Raw genomic sequence first — 15,161 nt, forward strand, 5'->3', positions numbered from 1 at the left:
ATGCGTCCGCATTTTTACATGGTTTGATAGAATTCGCCAAACGATGAAAAACATGTTAAATTAATATCAGAAAATGAAGAAAGATGCTTGTTATTTGGAAAAAAAACGTGTATACTTTAACGTGGTTGCATTTTGAACTTTTTTTGGGGAAAAAGTTCAGAATGAGTAAATAACGTTAGTTTTTGATTCAGATAGGAGGAACAAAACATGAGTGACAAGGCTATGACACTGGCCGACGCACGCAAGGAAGCACTGAAGGCAACCGCCGCCCGCGAAAGGCTGACGGCGCTGTTTGACCCCGACACATTTGTTGAGGTTGGAGCTTTGGTGAAAACCGGCTGCGATGGCGCTGGCGTCATTACAGGATATGGCCTCGTTGAAGGCAGCCCTGTATACGCATTCTCACAGGATTCCACACAAAAAAGCGGCGCAGTCGGCGCCGCGCAGGGCTCTAAAATCAAAAAGATTTATGAGCTGGCCCTTAAGACCGGGGCGCCGGTAGTCGGGATTTATGATTCCAACGGCGCAGCGGTTGAAGAAGGGCTGGACGCTATGGATGCATACGGCGAGATGCTCTGCTGGAGCAACAACCTGTCCGGTGTTGTGCCTCAGATTTCTCTGGTGCTCGGCGTCTGCGCCGGCAGCGCGGCACTGATCGCTGCTTCCGCCGACTTTGTCGTGATGAGTGAAAAGGCGGAGCTTTTCCTGACCACGGGGGATGTTGAGAGCGCCAGCGATGCTGCGAATGCTGCCGGCTCCGGCGTTGCCCACATTGTCAAAAAAGATGATGCCGAGGCAATCTCCGCCGCACGCAGGCTCATTTCCCTTCTTCCCTCCAACAACCTTTCCGCTGCGCCGATGTGCAATTTCAGTGCAGTTTCCGGCGGTGGCCTGGCTCTTTCTTCCGCGGCTGTCAATATCGATGGCGCCGATCTTTTCGAAATTGCGAAAAATATCGTGGATGCGGACAGTGTGACGGAGCTTCAGGCGGAGTATTCCAGCAGCGCGCGTGTCGGCCTCGCCACGATCGCCGGTTCCTCGGTGGGCGTGGTTGCGGCTTCCAACAGCGGCACCATCTGCTCCGGCGGCGCATCCAAGATCGCCCGCTTTGTCACAATCTGTGATTCCTTCCAGATCCCGGTGATCACAATTGTCAACTGTGAAGCGTTTGCTCCGGTTCCGAATCAGGGCTTCCGCGGCGGTATCCGTGAAGTTGCCAAGCTGGCGCATGTTTACGCCGAAGCTACGACTCCCAAGGTTGCGGTCGTGGTCGGTAAAGCATATGGTTCCGCTTATATTACGCTGGCCGGACGTGCGGCAAATTCGGACTATACCGTTGCCTGGCCGAAAGCCACGATCAGCGCCCTGTCCCCCGCCACCGCGATTGCGTTCCTTGGCGGCGACAGGATTACCGCCGAGGTTTCCCGCCAGCAGGCTGAGGCCGACTATGCCGCTAACGACGCGTCTGCTTACGCGGCCGCTGCCAAAGGCCACATCGACGATGTGATTGATCCCGCAGAGACCCGTTCCGTCATCATTTCCGCGCTGGATATGCTGGCCGGAAAACGGATGACCACTCTGCCGAAGAAACATGGCAATATCCCGATGTAATACGCGGATCAGTTCCGTTTTCAAGTTTTTCAGAATCAAATGATATAAGGAGGATTCTATCATGAAAAGATTTAATATAACTGTCAATGGCAGGGCGTATGACGTGCAGGTGGATGAGCTTGCCGCCGGCGCACCGGCTCCCGTTGCCGCTCCGGCTCCTGCCGCAGCCCCCGCACCTGCTGCCGCTCCCTCCCGCCGCAGCCCCCGCTCCCGCTGCTCCGGCAGCTGCTCCCGCCGGCGCGACCAAAGTGAACGCCCCGATGCCCGGCAATATCCTGGATGTGAAAGTAAAAGAGGGCGACCAGGTAAAAGAAAATGACCTGCTGCTCATTCTGGAAGCCATGAAGATGGAAAACGAGATTTTTGCTCCCGTCAGCGGAACCGTTGTCGGCGTGCATGTGAAAAAAGGCGACACTGTTAACTCGAATGATCTGCTGATCTCCATCGGTTAAGGGGAGGTATGACAAGATGGCTCAAAAGGTAAAAATCTGTGAAACGATCCTGCGTGACGCGCATCAGTCCCTGATTGCGACACGCATGCGTCTGGACGAGATGCTCCCGATCCTGCCCGCCATGGACGAAGTGGGATTCTATTCCTGCGAGTGCTGGGGCGGCGCGACGTTTGACGCGTGCATCCGCTTCCTTGACGAGGACCCCTGGGAAAGACTGCGCGTAATCCGCAAGAATATGCCGAACACCAAGCTGCAGATGCTGTTCCGCGGGCAGAATATGCTCGGTTACCGCCATTACGCGGATGACGCGGTTGAATATTTTGTTCAGAAATCGGTTGACAACGGAATCGATATCATTCGTATCTTTGATGCGCTGAACGATATCCGCAATCTCGAAACCGCAATTAAAGCGACTAAAAAGATGGGCGCGCACATGCAGGCGGCGATCTCCTATACCACCAGCCCGGTGCATAATGTGGAGTATTTCGTCAACTATGCCAAGCAGCTGGAGAGCGCCGGGGCGGATTCCATCTGCATTAAGGATATGGCAGGTCTGATCAATCCTACGGTTGCCACGGAACTGGTAACCGCGCTGAAAGGTCAGCTGAAAATTCCGGTTAACCTGCACACCCATTACACCTCCGGCCTGGCCTCTATGTCCTGCCTGAAGGCGATTGAGGCGGGTGTCGATATCATCGACACCGCGATGTCCCCGCTGGCATTGGGTACCTCCCATCCGGCGACGGAGTCGATGGTTGCCGCTCTGCAGGGAACCCCGTACGATACCGGACTTGACCTTAAAAAACTGGATATTGTCCGTGCGCATTTTGCGAAACTGCGCCAGAAATATCTGGACAGCGGTCTGCTCTCGCCAAAGGTCATGGGCGTGGACGCCAACACCCTGCTTTATCAGGTTCCCGGCGGCATGCTGTCCAATCTGGTCTCCCAACTCAAACAGGCCGGCAAAGAAGACCAGTTCGAGGATGTGCTGAAGGAAATCCCCAACGTCCGCAAGGATTCCGGTTATCCTCCGCTCGTAACCCCGACCTCCCAGATTGTCGGTACCCAGGCGGTGTTCAACGTGATTATGGGCGAACGCTACAAGATGGTCACCAAAGAGTTCCGCGGACTGGTCAAAGGGGAGTACGGCAGAACGCCCGCTCCGATTTCTCCGGAATTCCGCAAGCAGATTCTTGGCGACGAACAGCCGATCGACTGCCGCCCCGCAGACCTGATTGCTCCGGAACTGGATAAACTGCGCGCAGACTTCCCGCAGGAATACCTTGAGCAGGACGAGGACGTTCTGACGATGGCGATGTTCCCGCAGGTGGCACCGAAGTTCTTCGAGTCCCGTAAGAATCAAAAATACGGTGTCGACGGAAAACACTCCGACAAGGAAAATAAAGTCCATCCGGCTTAAATTTAAGCTTTTTCAGTCCCTCACCTGACGGGTGAGGGACTTTTCCTACCCAGGGATGTGCATATGTCTTTGATACACAGACTGTACGGTCTGGAATTACAATGCAGAAATTGACAAAATGGCAGATTTCATATAAAATAAGAAGATATAGAACAGCAAAATTCCCGGCCTCCGCCGGGAAAAAATGATAAAGGCGGTAATGCGCATGATCAGAAGCATGACAGGCTACGGACGCGCCCAGCGGCAGATTGACGGACGTGACATTACCGTAGAGATAAAGTCGGTCAATCACCGTTTTTTTGAATTTTCGGCACGGGTGCCGCGCATGTACGGCTATGTGGAAGAAAAATTGAAAAGCTATATACAAGGCCTGATTTCGCGTGGCAAGGTGGAGGTTGGCGTTACCCTCCAGTCTTTTGACGCCGGAAATGTCAGTGTGGAAATCAACCGCGAGCTGGCGGGCGCATATGTGCGGTCGCTGCGTGATCTTGGGCATGAGTTTCATCTGCAGGATGACCTCACTCTGAGTTCTGTTTCCCGTTTTACCGATATTTTTACAGTGAGCAAGGAACCGGAGGATGAAGAAGCCATCTGGAGCGCGATCAAAACAGTTGCAGATGAAGCGGTGGCAAAGTTCGTGAACATGCGTACGGTGGAAGGTGAACGCCTGAAGGCGGATCTTCTGGCCCGGCTGGCGTTTATTGAATCCCGGGTTGCCGTTGTCGTGGAGCAGTCCCCCCGGACAGTGGAAGCCTACCGTGAACGACTGGCCGCCAAAATTGCGGAAGTGCTGGCGGACCGCCAGATCGATGAAGCGCGCATCATCACGGAAGCTGCCATCTTTGCTGACCGGATTGCGGTGGATGAGGAGACCGTCCGTCTTTCCAGTCACATTGCGCAGTTCCGGGATATTCTTACCCACGACGAGCCTGTCGGGCGGAAACTGGACTTTCTGGTGCAGGAAATCAACCGCGAGGTAAACACCATAGGATCCAAAGCGCAGGATGTTTCCATTGCGCAGATTGTAGTTGACATGAAAAGCGAAGTTGAAAAAATCCGTGAGCAGATTCAGAATATTGAGTAGGAGGATGCGTCATGAAATTGATTAATATCGGTTTTGGCAACATGGTCTGTGCAAACCGGCTGGTCGCAATTGTCAGCCCGGAATCCGCTCCGATCAAGCGTATTATCCAGGATGCCCGTGACCGGGGAACGCTGGTGGACGCGACATACGGCAGACGCACCCGCGCGGTGATCATCACAGATTCCGACCATGTGATCCTTTCAGCTGTGCAGCCGGAAACAGTTGCAAACCGTCTGGTAGACGAGGACGACGATGAGGTTGAAGAGGATGAGTAAAACCGGCATGCTTTATGTCTATTCCGGCCCTTCCGGAGTGGGCAAGGGAACGATTTTGGGGCCTTATCTGAAAGCGCATGAAAATGCGGTGCTTTCAGTTTCCGCTACAACACGTGCCCCCAGGCCCGGTGAGACGGAAGGAGTGGAATACCACTTTCTCGGTATGAATCAGTTTGAAGCTCTGATTGAAAACGGCGGCCTTCTTGAATATGCACAATACAGCGGCAACTATTACGGCACCCCTCGCGCGGAAGTGGAAAAGCACTTGATGGAGGGGCTGGATGTCTTTTTGGAAATCGAGGTTCAGGGAGCGATGAAGATCAAGAAAACATTCCCTGACGCGGTATTTATTTTTGTGTTACCCCCTTCTTTTGAGGTTTTGCAAAGGCGATTGACCAATCGGGGCACCGAACCACCGGCTATTGTAGAAATGCGGTTAAACACGGCCCGTGAGGAAATGCGGCATGCAATGGAATACGATTACGTAATCATCAATGACAATGTGGAGAAAGCCCGTGCGGAATTATCCTGTATTGTAACAGCTGCGAAATGCCAAACGAAAAATATGAAAAAACTAATTCAAAAAGTGAGTGATTGATATGAATATGCTCAGACCGTCCATGGCATCCATGATTAAGCCCAATGAAAGCTGTTACGCTTTTGTAGTCGCTGTTGCAAAGCGTGCCCGCGAAATCGCGGAGGAAGCCGAGGAAGAAAAGATTATCCTTGAGGAAAAGCCGGTTAAAAAAGCAATCGAGGAGTTTTCCAACGGAAGATATAAGCTGAGTATGAAAGAAAACTGAACGATTCCATTGCAGCCCTGTCACAAACAGGGCTGTTTTCAACAGGCTCGTACAGACTGGGGCGGGAGGAAGATTGATGTTTGAAGGAAAAACGATCATATTGGGAGTCAGCGGCGGCATTGCCGCCTACAAGGCCGCGCAGCTTGCGAGCGACCTTGGCAAAACGGCTGCGGAAGTGCATGTGATTATGACGAAGAATGCGGCGGAGTTTGTAACGCCCCTGACTTTTGAAACGCTGACAAACCGCAGGGTTTCTCTGGATACGTTTGACCGCAATTTTGAGTATAACGTCGAACATGTGGCGCTTGCCAAAAAGGCCGACCTGTTTCTGGTGGCGCCCGCGACCGCCAACGTGATTGCGAAAATAGCGGCGGGAATCGCGGACGATATGCTCACAACGACCTTCCTTGCGGCTTCCTGCCCAAAGATCATAGCGCCCGCCATGAACACGGGCATGTTTGACAATCCCATTACCCAGCGCAATCTGGAAACCCTGCGCGGGTTCGGCGTTGAAATTGTCGAACCGGACAGCGGATGGCTTGCCTGCGGCGATATCGGCAGGGGGCGCATGCCCAACCCGCCGGTGCTGTTTGAGGCGGTGCGCAGGGCGCTGACGCCGCACGACCTTGAGGGCCTGCGGGTGCTCGTCACGGCGGGGCCGACGCAGGAGGCAATTGATCCGGTGCGGTTTATCAGCAACCATTCCACCGGAAGGATGGGATACGAGCTTGCGGCGGCCGCCCGCCGGCGCGGCGCGCGGGTCACTTTGGTGACGGGCAAGACCGCATTGGAACCGCCAGCCGGCGTGGAGGTTGTGCCGGTAGTGAGCGCGCAGGAGATGTTTGACGCGGTGGCTTCCCGCGCGCAGGAACAGGAACTGATCATCAAGTGCGCCGCCGTGGCCGACTACCGTCCCGAAACAGCCGCCGAGGATAAAATCAAAAAACGGGACGGGGAACTGACCCTGCACCTCAGCCGTACGCAGGATATCCTTGCTTACCTTGGGAGCCACCGCGGGGAACATCAGGTGCTGTGCGGGTTTTCCATGGAAACCAGGGACCTGGTTGAGAACAGCCGCGCCAAACTGGAGAAAAAAGGCGCGGATATGATCGTTGCAAACAGCTTGAAAGAGGAAGGCGCGGGATTCGGAACGGCAACCAACCGTGTCACTGTTTTGACGGCGAAAGGCGCGGAGCCGCTGCCGCTGATGGGCAAGGATGCGGTCGCGGACGCGCTGCTGGACCGGCTGCTTGTTCTTTACAGGGAGAAAAACCGGTCAGAGGGGCATTGACAGGGGGCAGAAAGTTGTCAACAATTGCAAAAGTTGTGGTGGAAAACGCCACGCTGCATTTTGATAAACTGTTTTCCTACCTTGTTCCGGAGGGAATACCCGTTTCTGCGGGCTGCCGTGTAACGGTTCCGTTCGGGGCCGGGAATCGCACACGGTTCGGGCTGGTCATGGAGCTGGGGGAGGAAGACGGCGGCGCGAAGCTGAAAACCATCGCGTCGCTTGTTGATAAAGAACCGCTGCTCAACGCGGAAATGCTGGCGCTTGTCCGCTACCTCAAAGAGACGACCTTCTGCGGCTATTATGACGCTGTCCGTACCCTGCTCCCGCCGGGAATCGGCGTGGAGCTGAAATATACCTATGAACTGGGAGAACCTGTTCCGGAAGGGGAGGAACTTCCAGGTGACGTAAGGCAGGTTGTGGATTATCTGTCGGGGCGCGGAAAGCCGGTGCGGGAGGAAACCATGCTGGCCGCGCTGGGCCTGGCGGCGGACGCCCCGGTGCTGCGCTTTCTGTGCGAGAACGGAACTCTGATTAAGTCCCAGGAAATCCGCCAGCGGATTCTGGACGAAAAGCTGGTGATGGTGCGTCTTGCGGATGGCATCAGCGAGCTTTCCGATATCACCGGCGTGAAAATCACCGCCAAACAGAAGGCGGTAGTGGAACTGCTCTCCCGGGTGGGGCAGGCGTCGCTTAAAGAAGTCTGTTATTTTGCCGCTGTGGGCAAAACCGTACCGGACAGACTGGAAAAAGCGGGTATCCTCCATTATTTTACCAGGGAGATCTATCGCAATCCCTATGCAAATCGCCACGCCCGGGAAGACAGTAATTCGATTGTGCTTGCCGATGAGCAGGAGGCGGCCTTTGAGAGCCTGTGCGCCCTTGCGGACCAGGATTCCCCCGCCGCCGCTCTGCTTTACGGTGTGACCGGTTCGGGCAAAACAGAGGTGTTTCTGCGTACAATCCGCCATGTGCTGGAGCGCGGCCGCGGCGTCATCGTCATGGTGCCGGAGATTTCGCTGACCCCCCAGACCATCGACCGCTTCCACCGCTATTTCGGCAGCCAGATCGCCGTTCTGCACAGCGGGCTCACCATGTCGGAGCGGATGGACGAATGGAAGCGCATCAAAAAAGGCGGCGCACGGATTGTTGTCGGAACCCGAAGCGCAGTGTTCGCGCCGCTGGACGATATCGGGCTGATTGTGATGGACGAGGAACAGGAATCCACCTACAAGTCCGAGCAGTCTCCCCGTTACCACGCGCGGGACGTGGCGAGGGTGCGTGTGGCTTACCATAAGGCGCTTCTGCTGTTGGCTTCCGCGACGCCCAGCGTCGAAAGCTATTACCGCGCCCGGCAGGAGAAATACCATCTGCTGACGCTCAAAAACCGCTACGGTAAGGCAAACCTGCCGGATGTGACGATTCTGGACATGTCCACACAGGCGCTGAACGCCAGCTCCGCGTCTCTATCACAGGAACTGATCGAACAGCTGCAATCAAACCTCGACCATCATGAGCAATCGATTCTTCTACTCAATCGGCGCGGCTACAACACACTGGTCAAATGCGCCGTCTGTTCCACGGTGGCGCAGTGCCCGCACTGTTCGGTAGCGCTGACCTACCACAGCGCCAACGGGCACCTGATGTGCCATTACTGCGGGTATGTCGCGCGCGCGGATGAGGTCTGCCCCACCTGCGGCAGCAAGCTGCTGCGGTTTTCGGGCGCCGGTACCCAGAAGGTGGAGCAGGAGCTGCGGGAGCTGTTCCCCGATGCGCGGATTCTGCGGATGGATATGGACACCACAATGGCGAGGTTTTCCCACGAAAAATATTTTGCCGATTTTTCTGCGGGCAAATATGATATGATCATCGGAACCCAGATGGTTGCCAAGGGCTTGGATTTTCCGAATGTGACGCTCGTGGGCGTGCTTTCGGCGGACGCGTCCCTGTATGCGCAGGACTACCGCAGCTATGAGCGGGCGTTTTCCCTGTTTACACAGGTCGTGGGGCGTTCCGGGCGTGCGGAAAAGGCTGGCCGCGCTTATATTCAAACGTTTACGCCTGAAAATACGGTGATTTCTCTTGCGGCCGCGCAGGATTACGACAGCTTTTTTGCGCAGGAGATCGAAAGCCGCCGCATCCACCTTTATCCGCCATTCTGTGATATGGTGGGCGTCGGATTTTCCGGGCTGGTGAATGCGCAGGTCCGGGACGCGGCGCAGTGCTTTGTGGCAAAATTCGCGGAACTGGCGGGCGGGGAGTATCCCGACCTGCCTCTGCGGGTGCTTGGGCCCTGCGAGAGTCAGATCAACCGGGTGGCAGGCAAATACCGCTGGAGGATGGCGGTGAAATGCAGTTATAATGCCCGTTTCCGCACGCTGCTTTGGCGTGTGGTGGAATGGTATTATGCGCAGAACGCGCAGAAGGATGTCTCAGTCTTTATAGACCCCAAGTATGAAAATTCGATATAATTGCCTGAAATTGCGGATTTTTTTGGAATGTTTTAAGATTGTTTAAGCATTTTCGCGCAGAGGAGGTATAATAGAAATGCAGTGGTTTTTTGTGATTGCCGGGTTTGTGGCTGTGGTGTATTACGTCAGAAGGCGGCTGGATTATGGAAAGCCAAAGGAGTGCGAGGCGACGCTCACCCGAAAAACAGTTTCTTCTGTCGGGGGCGCGCCTGTTTATACCTTTACCTGCGAATGCGGGGACGGCGTAAGCCGCGTTCTTTCCACGCGGGAGGAATACTACGGCAGACTGAAAGAAGGCATGCGGGGGATGCTGGCTTATCGGGGCAGGACTTTGCTTGATTTTGAGGAATTCAGCAGATACTGATGTTACCGTCCGTATAGATGAAAACAATAAAATTCTGGAGGATTAACAGATGGCACTAAGAAATATTATTAAAAACGGCGATGAACGGCTGCGCAAAAAAGCACGGGCGGTGACGGACTTTAATGAGCGTCTTTGGACATTGCTTGACGACATGTATGAAACCATGCAGGACGGGGACGGGGTCGGCCTTGCCGCCACGCAGGTGGGCATCCTTCGGCGGGCGGTTGTCATTGATATCGGGGAGGGGCTGATAGAGTTCATCAACCCTGTGATCACTGAAAGTTCCGGCGACCAGTACGGCAGCGAGGGGTGCATGTCTGTCCCCGGGGAATACGGGATGGTGCACCGCCCCCAAAAAGTGGTGGTACAGGCGCAGGACCGTCATGGCAAGCCGTTCGAGCTGACTGCCGAAGACTATCTCGCGGTTGCCGTCTGCCATGAAACAGACCATCTGGACGGCGTCCTGTTTATTGATAAAACAGACCATATGCTCACGCCTGAAGAACTGGGCGAATAATTCTGCGGATATGGAGGGACTCTATGCGTATCGTATTTATGGGCACACCCGATTTCGCGGTGCCGTCCCTGCGGCGGCTGCTGGATGACGGATATGAAATAGCGGGCGTGTTTACCCAACCGGATAAACCGAAAGGGCGCGGCTATAAACTGGCTCCGCCGCCTGTGAAAGAGCTTGCACTGCAGCATCAGCTTCCGATTTTTCAGCCCGAAAAGATGAAGGACGGCACAGCTTCGGGAATTCTGCAGGAGCTTGCCCCCGAACTGATTGTGGTGGTGGCTTTCGGACGGCTTCTGCCGAAAGAGATTCTGGAGCTTCCGCGTTACGGATGCGTGAATGTGCATGGGTCGCTCCTGCCGAAATACCGCGGGGCGGCTCCCGTCCAGTGGAGCGTGCTCAACGGCGATCAGACCGCCGGCGTTACCACAATGTATATGGCGGAGGGGCTGGATACCGGAGACATGATTCTCAGCCGTTCTGTGGAAGTCGGCCCCGACGAAACTTCTGGCGAACTTTATGCCCGGCTGGCGGATTTGGGGGCAGACGCCCTTTCCGAAACGGTGCGCCTGATTGCGAAAGGCGAAGCGCCGCGGACGCCGCAGGATGACACGGCATCCTGCTATGCACCGATGCTGACCAAGGAGCTTGCACGGATTGATTTTACGAAATCTGCGGCGGAGGTGCTGAACCTTGTACGTGGTATGAATCCCTGGCCGGTCGCCCATACGCTGCTGGGCGGGAAGCTGCTGAAGGTCTACCGCGCCCGCATTGTGGACGGCTCCGGCGCCCCGGGCTGTGTAGTGGACTCACATCGTCTGATTGTCGCCTGCGGCAGCGGGACGGTCGAACTGCTCGAAATTCAGGCGGAGGGCAGCAAAAGAATGCCCGCTGCCGATTATCTGCGCGGACATTCGGTTGCCGCGGGCAGTTTCTTAGGGGAATAATTCTTCTGGAAGGAGGATTTTCGATGTTTTTTGACTATTACTATTTGATTCTGGTGGTGCCCGCGCTGCTGTTTGCGCTGTGGGCGCAGGCTACCGTATCGGGTACGTTCGGGAAATATTCCCATGTGCGTTCGGCCAGCCACCTGACGGGGGAACAGACCGCAAGGCGGATTCTGGACGCCAACGGCCTGCAGAATATCCGGGTCGAACACATCCGGGGGAATCTGACCGACCATTACGACCCGTCAGCCGAGGTCGTGCGGCTTTCCGACAATGTCTATTTCAGTGATTCCGTGGCGGCGGTCGGGGTTGCCGCGCACGAATGCGGCCATGCGGTCCAGCACGCCACCCACTATTCGCCGTTGGTGTTTCGGAATGCGATCATTCCGGTGACCAATTTCGGCTCAAAGCTGGCGGTCCCATTGTTTATACTGGGCCTGATTTTCTCGTTGCCAATGCTCTCCAACCTGGGTATTCTTCTGTTTGCGCTGGTGGCGGTGTTCCAGCTGGTGACCCTGCCTGTGGAGTTCAACGCGTCCTCGCGCGCGCTTGCCACGCTGGAGAACTTTGATTATCTCAGCCCGTCCGAGCTGCGGGGTTCCCGCAGGGTGCTGCAGGCAGCCGCGCTGACCTATGTGGCGGCGCTTCTTGTGACAGTGATGCAGCTGCTGAGGCTGGTACTGCTTTCCCGCAACCGCCGCGACTGACCCGGCAAATTTATCAGATTGGATATTCAGAATGAAAGATGCACGATATACGGCGGTGCAGGCGCTTCTGCGCCAGAGCACCGCGAACGCCTACTCCAACCTTGTCCTTGATTCCCTGATCAGCCAGAACGGGCTGGACCAGCGCGACGGCGCGTTTGCGTCGGCGTTGTTTTATGGTACCCTGGAACGGATGCTAACGATAGACCATATTTTAAGCGCTTATTCCGCCAAGCCGCTGTCGGAGCTTTCCGCACCGGTGAGGGAGGTTCTGCGCGCGGGAATCTGCCAGCTGGTGTTTATGGACGGGGTGGATGACTATGCCGCCGTGAGCGAAAGCGTGAATCTGGTCAAGGCGATGGGGAAAACAAAGGCGTCCGGTTTTGTCAACGGTGTGCTTCGCAGTTTCCTGCGGGACGGCAAGAAGATTCCTCCTGTTTCCGGAGGCCGGGCGGAGCAGCTTGCGGTGGAATATTCCTGTCCGGCGTGGCTGATTTCTGTTTGGCTGGAACACTATGGCGAAGCGGCCTGCCTGCGGATGCTGGAGCGTTCCCTTGGAAAGCCGCCAGTTTATCTGCGGGTGAATACGCTGAAAACGGATGCGGAGTCGCTTTGTCGGTTGCTCGGGGAGCAGGGGGTGGACGCAAAGCCCGATGAGGAAGTAGCGGGCTGTGTTGCGGTTTTTGGGCGCGCGGCGGTGGAAAAGCTGGATGCCTTCCAGCAGGGCCTGTTCCATGTGCAGGACAAGGCGTCCCAGATCTGTGCGGCCTCTCTTGGAGCATTGCCCGGGGAGCGGGTGCTGGACGTGTGTTCGGCGCCGGGCGGGAAGACCTTTACCATCGCGCAGCTAATGGCGGATCAGGGTGAAGTTGCCGCCCGAGATCTGCATGCCAAACGCGCCGCTTTGGTGCGGCACGGCGCCGCGCGGCTGGGGCTTTCCTCTGTGACGGCTTCGGTATGGGACGCGTCGGTATTTGACGAATCGGCAGGTGCCTTTGACCGGGTGTTATGCGATGTGCCCTGTTCCGGTTTCGGGATCATCCGCCGCAAGCCGGAAATCAAATACAAGCCGCGGGAATCTATCCAAAATCTGCCGGAAATACAGTATAAAATCCTGCAAACTTCCTCACACTATTTAGCAGGGGGCGGCACGCTGGTTTATTCCACCTGCACGCTGCTGCCTGCGGAAAATGAGCAGGTGGTTGCCCGGTTTCTGGCGGAGCAGAGCGGGTTTTCTCTTGTTTCGCAGCAGACCTATACCGGAGAAACGATCGATACCGACGGCTTTTTTGTATCCGTCCTGCAAAAACGGTGAGATAAATGGAAAAAATCGACATCAAATCCTGTACCCTTACGGAATTAAGGACGGTAACCGCAGAAATGGGGCTGCCGAACTTTCGTGCGGGGCAGATTTACAGTTGGCTGCATGGCAAACGGGTATCCACATTTGCCGAAATGTCCGATCTTTCTGCATCGCTGCGCAGTCAGCTTGACGAAAAATTTTACATAAATACCGTCTGCATCAAAAAAAAGCTTGTTTCCGCTATTGATGGTACGGTAAAATACCTTTATGAACTGCGCGACGGCAACTGCGTGGAGGCGGTCCTCATGCATTACCATCATGGGACCTCCCTGTGCATCTCTTCGCAGGTGGGCTGCCGGATGGGCTGCAAATTCTGCGCGTCCACGCTTGCGGGCTGCGTGCGGAATCTCACCGCGTCCGAGATGCTGGATGAGGTGTATACCGCTCAGGCGGACAGCGGCGAACGTGTGGACGGCGTTGTGATGATGGGCATCGGGGAACCGCTCGATAATTTCGAGCAGGTGATGAAGTTTCTGGAGATTCTTTCAAGCCCGGAGGGGCTCAACCTTTCGCTCCGCCACGTTTCGCTTTCCACCTGCGGGCTGGTGGATCAGATCCGGGAGCTCGCCCGGCGGAAGCTTCAGCTGACCCTTTCGGTTTCCCTGCACGCCCCTAATGATGAAATCCGCAGCCAATCGATGCCCATCAACCGCAAATACAATGTGGAACAGCTTCTGGAAGCGTGCCGCGACTACTTTGCGACGACCGGGCGGCGAATCTCGTTTGAATACGCGCTGATCGCGGGGGTGAATGATTCGCCCGAAAATGCTGCGGAGTTGGCTTCCCGCCTGAAGGGGATGGGCGCGCATGTAAATCTGATTCCGGTCAACCCGGTGGAGGAGACAGGCTACCGGCGCGGAGACCGCGCCGCGATTGAGCGGTTCCGCGACAGGCTGGAGCAGCTTGGCGTCAATGCGACGATCCGAAGGGAACTGGGGAGCGATATCAGCGCCGCGTGCGGGCAGCTCCGCAGACAGGATGCGGCGGAGCAGGAAAACGGAAATGTGGGCTGATGCGGCCAGCCGCGAACCTGCCCCCGAAAAGCGGGTTGAGCGGAATTCGCCAAAACAGCGTCCACACTGCAAGATCGTGCCGTGTGGCAAGAAGGAGTGCTAACGATTGATGAAGATCTATGGGGGGACCGATAAGGGGTGTGTGCGCGCCACCAATCAGGATGCCTATGTTTTCGAAGTGATCGATGATACTACCGCATATGCGGTCCTGTGCGACGGTATGGGCGGAGAGAACGGCGGGCATATCGCGAGTGGGAGAGCAGTGGAAATCATCGGGCAGGCGCTTTCCAGAGGGCTTTCCAGCCATCCGTCACCGGCCTCGGTCAAATCGATGGTCGTTTCCGCGGTTTCTGCCGCCAACGCGGTGATCTTTGAGATGGCCGGCGCGGATAAATCCCTGAAGGGAATGGGTACTACGGTGGTGCTTGCTGTGGTCTGCGGCGATCTTCTGTGTGTGGCGCACGCCGGGGACAGCCGCGCCTATTTTATCCCGGAGCATGAAGGCTCTTCCCGGAAGCTCACCAGGGACCACAGCGTGGTGCAGCTGCTGGTAGACAGCGGCGAGATTACCGACGAACAGGCACGTGTGCATCCCAAGCGCAATTATATTACCCGCGCACTCGGAGTGGAACGGGAAGTGGAGCTGGAATATATGGAGCATCCATTTCCCTCCGGCCGGGTGCTGCTTTGCTCGGATGGGCTCTATAATTATGCTCCTCCCGAGGAGCACCTTGATCTGATTACCACATGCGCAGGTGAGCAGGATGTTTTTCTGCTGATCGATGAAGCGAATAAAGCGGGCGGAACGGACAATATTACCGCTGTTATCATCGCGAAATAACGCGGGAGGAA

General features: G+C 55.9%; 15 protein-coding genes and 1 pseudogene. All 16 read left to right on the top strand.

Going from position 1 to position 15,161, the window contains the following annotated elements:
• The first annotated feature begins 207 nt into the window (after positions 1–207).
• The 16 genes and pseudogenes from C1A10_RS03055 to C1A10_RS03130 all read left to right on the top strand — a co-directional run bounded on the left by C1A10_RS03055 (position 208) and on the right by C1A10_RS03130 (position 15,150).
• Positions 208–1,611: a carboxyl transferase domain-containing protein gene (locus tag C1A10_RS03055; protein WP_101908823.1), complete on the top strand. Its 1,404-nt coding sequence runs from the start codon at positions 208–210 to the stop codon at positions 1,609–1,611.
• A gap of 61 nt (positions 1,612–1,672) precedes the next feature.
• A pseudogene (locus tag C1A10_RS03060) lies at positions 1,673–2,063 on the top strand (biotin/lipoyl-containing protein).
• A gap of 16 nt (positions 2,064–2,079) precedes the next feature.
• Entirely contained in the window at positions 2,080–3,483 is a 1,404-nt protein-coding gene (locus C1A10_RS03065; RefSeq protein ID WP_101908824.1) for an oxaloacetate decarboxylase subunit alpha, read from the top strand.
• A gap of 205 nt (positions 3,484–3,688) precedes the next feature.
• Entirely contained in the window at positions 3,689–4,567 is an 879-nt protein-coding gene (locus tag C1A10_RS03070) for a YicC/YloC family endoribonuclease (RefSeq protein ID WP_101908825.1), read from the top strand.
• Positions 4,568–4,578: 11 nt separating this feature from the next.
• Positions 4,579–4,842, top strand: coding sequence for an extracellular matrix/biofilm regulator RemA (remA, locus tag C1A10_RS03075; protein ID WP_101908826.1), 264 nt, complete (start codon positions 4,579–4,581; stop codon positions 4,840–4,842).
• Entirely contained in the window at positions 4,835–5,440 is a 606-nt protein-coding gene (gene gmk, locus C1A10_RS03080; RefSeq protein ID WP_101908827.1) for a guanylate kinase, read from the top strand. The genes remA and gmk overlap by 8 nt, the downstream gene beginning before the upstream one ends.
• Before the next feature lies 1 nt (position 5,441).
• Entirely contained in the window at positions 5,442–5,645 is a 204-nt protein-coding gene (rpoZ, locus tag C1A10_RS03085; RefSeq protein ID WP_341456879.1) for a DNA-directed RNA polymerase subunit omega, read from the top strand.
• A 76-nt stretch (positions 5,646–5,721) separates the two neighbouring features.
• Positions 5,722–6,936: a bifunctional phosphopantothenoylcysteine decarboxylase/phosphopantothenate--cysteine ligase CoaBC gene (gene coaBC, locus C1A10_RS03090; RefSeq protein WP_101908828.1), complete on the top strand. Its 1,215-nt coding sequence runs from the start codon at positions 5,722–5,724 to the stop codon at positions 6,934–6,936.
• Between the two features lie 14 nt (positions 6,937–6,950).
• Positions 6,951–9,404, top strand: a complete 2,454-nt coding sequence (priA, locus tag C1A10_RS03095) for a replication restart helicase PriA (protein ID WP_101908829.1) — start codon at positions 6,951–6,953, stop codon at positions 9,402–9,404.
• Between the two features lie 76 nt (positions 9,405–9,480).
• The gene (locus C1A10_RS03100; RefSeq protein WP_101908830.1) at positions 9,481–9,768 is read left to right on the top strand and encodes a DUF2500 domain-containing protein; all 288 of its coding nucleotides are present in this window, start codon (positions 9,481–9,483) and stop codon (positions 9,766–9,768) included.
• 49 nt (positions 9,769–9,817) lie between these two features.
• The gene (def, locus tag C1A10_RS03105; protein WP_101908831.1) at positions 9,818–10,285 is read left to right on the top strand and encodes a peptide deformylase; all 468 of its coding nucleotides are present in this window, start codon (positions 9,818–9,820) and stop codon (positions 10,283–10,285) included.
• A 23-nt stretch (positions 10,286–10,308) separates the two neighbouring features.
• On the top strand, positions 10,309–11,229 hold the full coding sequence (fmt, locus tag C1A10_RS03110) for a methionyl-tRNA formyltransferase (RefSeq protein ID WP_101908832.1): 921 nt from the start codon (positions 10,309–10,311) through the stop codon (positions 11,227–11,229).
• A 23-nt stretch (positions 11,230–11,252) separates the two neighbouring features.
• Positions 11,253–11,936, top strand: coding sequence for a zinc metallopeptidase (locus C1A10_RS03115; protein ID WP_101908833.1), 684 nt, complete (start codon positions 11,253–11,255; stop codon positions 11,934–11,936).
• 31 nt (positions 11,937–11,967) lie between these two features.
• Positions 11,968–13,248, top strand: a complete 1,281-nt coding sequence (gene rsmB / locus C1A10_RS03120; protein ID WP_101908834.1) for a 16S rRNA (cytosine(967)-C(5))-methyltransferase RsmB — start codon at positions 11,968–11,970, stop codon at positions 13,246–13,248.
• A gap of 5 nt (positions 13,249–13,253) precedes the next feature.
• Positions 13,254–14,309, top strand: coding sequence for a dual-specificity RNA methyltransferase RlmN (gene rlmN, locus C1A10_RS03125; protein WP_101908835.1), 1,056 nt, complete (start codon positions 13,254–13,256; stop codon positions 14,307–14,309).
• Between the two features lie 109 nt (positions 14,310–14,418).
• Positions 14,419–15,150: a Stp1/IreP family PP2C-type Ser/Thr phosphatase gene (locus C1A10_RS03130; RefSeq protein WP_101908836.1), complete on the top strand. Its 732-nt coding sequence runs from the start codon at positions 14,419–14,421 to the stop codon at positions 15,148–15,150.
• Positions 15,151–15,161: the final 11 nt, after the last annotated feature.

Origin of the sequence: Marasmitruncus massiliensis, assembly GCF_900186535.1 — a bacterium.
GTDB lineage: Bacteria > Bacillota > Clostridia > Oscillospirales > Ruminococcaceae > Anaerotruncus > Anaerotruncus massiliensis_A.